The sequence below is a fragment of the Sulfurimonas sp. genome (assembly GCF_016744025.1).
Classification (GTDB): Bacteria; Campylobacterota; Campylobacteria; order Campylobacterales; family Sulfurimonadaceae; genus Sulfurimonas.
The window spans coordinates 1-3,815 of record NZ_JADGFC010000183.1 but is presented as its reverse complement, the minus strand read 5'-3'; the positions used below and the strand labels follow the sequence as shown (position 1 = coordinate 3,815).

Annotated in this window: 3 protein-coding genes; 2 read left to right on the top strand and 1 reads right to left on the bottom strand. The window is 28.6% G+C overall.

All coding sequences use genetic code 11. The features are described 5' to 3' along the window. A partial coding sequence (locus QZZ48_RS14725) for a methyl-accepting chemotaxis protein (RefSeq protein ID WP_294967015.1) occupies nucleotides 1–1,795 on the top strand: 1,795 nt, incomplete at its 5' end. 112 nt (nucleotides 1,796–1,907) lie between these two features. Further along, complete coding sequence (locus QZZ48_RS14720; protein WP_294967014.1) at nucleotides 1,908–2,618, top strand: Sir2 family NAD-dependent protein deacetylase; 711 nt, start codon at nucleotides 1,908–1,910, stop codon at nucleotides 2,616–2,618. A 117-nt stretch (nucleotides 2,619–2,735) separates the two neighbouring features. Here QZZ48_RS14720 and QZZ48_RS14715 read toward each other — a convergent pair whose 3' ends face one another. Next, nucleotides 2,736–3,611 (bottom strand): GyrI-like domain-containing protein, encoded by an 876-nt coding sequence (locus tag QZZ48_RS14715; RefSeq protein WP_294967013.1) that lies wholly within the window; start codon nucleotides 3,609–3,611, stop codon nucleotides 2,736–2,738. Between the last annotated feature and the right edge of the window lie 204 nt (nucleotides 3,612–3,815).

Here is a 3,815-nt window from a genome sequence, read left to right as displayed (position 1 = left end):
GATACATATACATGACGCAAATATTCATAGTTTTTTAAGATCTTGGAATGCAAAAAAACATGGGGACGATTTAAGTTCATTTAGAAAAACAGTTGTGAATATAAAAAGCAATAAAAAACCTATTGTCGCAATTGAACTTGGACGAGCAGGGCTTGTCTTACGTGGACTCTCTCCAATTCTAAATGATAATAAATATATGGGTTCAGTTGAGTTTATTCAAGGTTTAAACTCCATAGTTAAGTCTGCAAGAAAGACTAATGGTTATGAAATAGCTATTGTTATGAAAAATGATTACCTCTCTACTGCAACTGCACTTTCATCTGCTCCAAAGATTTCAAACTATACCTTGGCTGTTAAAGAAAAAGTTGTAAATAAAGATTTTATCAAAGATCTTAAAAATATAGACATTTCTAAAACTAACTCATATCAACTAACAAATGAATACTTTGTAGTATCTGAACCAATTAAAGACTTCTCAAACAAAGTTGTTGGATATGCTTTAGTCGCTAATAAAATATCAAATGTTAATATTGTTATAAATCAATCAGAAGACTCTCTTATAAGACAAGTTATTATAATGGCTATTGTTGATATATTTATATTGATATTCTTAGTTTTAATCATTAAAAGAAGTGTAGTTACTCCTATTATTAAGCTTGATAATGTTGCTATAGAACTTGCTCAAGGAGATGCGGACTTATCTAAAAGATTGCCAGTAATATCTAGAGATGAGCTAGGCCATACTAGTATGAGTTTTAACAAGTTCCTGGATAAGGTTGAAATTCTTTCACAAGAAGCTCATGAAAAAGCATTAAAAGCACTAGAATCTGAAAAAGAAATTAAAATTGCAATGGACAAAAATAAACTTAACCTAGCTCTTTCTGAAGAGATGATTGAGGGCTCAATTCATAATGCTAACAATCTAAGTGAAAGTATGAAAGAAAATATTGAAAATGTTGAACATGTAAATAAATTAAACAAAGAGACACAAGAAGTTATATCAAGAGTAAATTCATCTACTGATGAAATCACACAAGCAATATCTAGTATTACTGAGATGATTAGTGATTCTAGAACTTCTTCTGAGCAGTTAAATTCTAATGTAGAAGAGATATACAATGTTATTTCGCTTATTAAAGATATCTCAGATCAAACGAACCTATTAGCACTTAATGCTGCTATTGAAGCTGCTCGTGCAGGCGAACATGGACGTGGGTTTGCTGTTGTTGCAGATGAAGTTAGAAAACTAGCTGAACGTACACAAAAAGCTACAAGTGAAGTAGAAGCAAATATTAGTGTTTTAAAGCAAAATTCTATGAGTATGACAGAAAATAGTGAGTTAATAGAAGAACATGCTCATTTATCACAAACAAAACTTGAAGTGTTTAAAGAGACTCTTGGTGAGCTTATTATTAACTCTGGAAAAATTACTGATGGTAATACTATTATAGGTCATGAACTCTTTATTAACACAGCTAAACTTGATCATATGGTATTAAAAAATAACTCATACTCTGCTGCTTTTGAAGGCAAAGCGGTTTCTTCTTTAGGAGATCATATTAATTGTAGATTAGGTCAATGGTATGATAATAAGGGTAGGGAAAATTTTGGAGATAACAATAATTTCGTCTCTTTGTCTAAGCCTCATAAAGAAGTCCATGAAAATATAAAATTGATTATGCAAATAGTTGAAGATGATAGTATTCATGCAGATCAAATTATTAATCTTTTTAAATCTACTGAACTTAAATCTAAAGAGATGTTCTCAATACTAGACAGTATAGTTAAAAAATAATTTTAACTCATGCATTGTAGCGAAACTTAATTTCGCTGCGGTGTTATTTCCCTCCTAATAAATCAACAAGCTTTAACTTCAAATAAATTATACTATTCTCAAAGGATTGCTAATGTCAAAAGTCTTAATACTCTCCGGTGCTGGAATAAGTGCTGAGTCTGGCATCTCTACTTTTAGGGATAGTGATGGCTTATGGGAAAATCACGCAATAGAAGATGTATGTATGGCAGGTTGTCTTGATACGAATGAAGAAGCAACAAAAAAGTTTTATGATGCAAGAAGAGTTGACATAAAAGCTAAAACTCCAAACTATGCGCATAAGCTAATAGTAGAATTAAAGCAAAAATATCCAAATGATATTTCTGTACTTACTCAAAATGTTGATGATTTATTTGAAAAAGCTGGTATAGCAGATAACGAGATAGTGCATCTTCATGGTTTTTTAAGAGAGCTTAGATGCCGAGGATGTAATAAAATATTTGAAATTGGATATGTTAATCAAGATAATTATGCCAAGGAGTGTCCAAGTTGTAAATCTAAATTAAGACCAAATATTGTTTTTTTTGGAGAGCCTGCACCGAAGTATGAGATACTTACACAAGAGTTAAACAAGTGTGAACTTATAGTTATTATTGGTACAAGTGGAAATGTTTTAGATGTGACATATTTCGCACAATTGACAGGTAAATCAATACTTAATAATCTTGAGCCAAGTGAAGCAATAGATGATAGTTATTTTACGAAAGTCTATTATGCTAAAGCGACAGAAGCTATCGGTGAAATAGTTGAGTATGTTGAAGAGTTTTTAGAAAATACATTATAAATGTAACATTAGACAAGATAATAACATGCTATTTTAATAGAATAAAGTAGTTTTTATGTTTGAAAAATCAAATATTTTTATAAAAAATATTATGATAAAGGCTTTTTTTATAAAAGATTAAAATTGAATAGATAAGTAATAACTAATGTCAAATATATTTTCATTATTTAGATGATTATTTTTATGATAGACAATAAATGAAGGTTTTGTTGTTGTTTCATATTCGCTATCTAAGAGCCAATCATGATATACCCACTGAATAAATCTTAATATATCTTGACTCTCTCCTTGTAAATCAAATCTAGCATATACACCCTCAGATATATTAAACTTAGGCAGTCTTTTTGTTAAAGTTTCTTCTTGTTCTTGTGTTACTATACAAGCTATATATTGGCAACTATTCAGGTCAGTTATTGTTGGGTTGTCATGTAGAAGAGCTATCATTTTATATTTTTTAATTTTATTATTTAAAATCAGTGTATATAACTTTTGCCAAGTTTCTTTAACATTATTAATATAACCATTATTACGAATGTAGTAACTTTTCATAGATGGCATATTAACTATAGTTGCGGATATGTTTGAAAAATCAATTGTTGATTTTGTAGATATATTTGAAGCTTGTAAAATAGAGTTAGAATATTTTATATATGCTCCATTCCTCCAATCCTTTGGCGTTACATTAAATTGAAGTTTAAAAGCTTTTATAAATGAAGAGTGTGAGCTATATCCACATAGATTTGCAACTTCTGATATAGTAGAGAACTTATTAGTTAAGAGTAGACTAGCCGCTTTTTGTAATCTAATTGATTTAATACTCTCATAAATATTTTTAGCAAAAATCTTTTTAAATATTTTATGCATATAAAACTTACTAATATCAAGTTCATAACTCAGTTCATTAATATCTATATTGGTGTCTATATGAGTATAGATATAGTACATAATACTATTTGCAATTTTTGTATGTTTTTGTATAGTTTTTTTATTCATCAAATATTATAACAACTAAAGATAACTAAAATAACAATAATAGACAATTTTAACTATCTATGTGAGCAAATAAATTTACAAAAAAGAAGAAGATACTTTGTCCTTGAATTAAATAGAATACTCTTTTTAAATCAAAAAATAGGACATACCATGAAAAATATTTCTAAAATTTTAATAGCAAATAGAGGAGAAATAGCTCTAAGA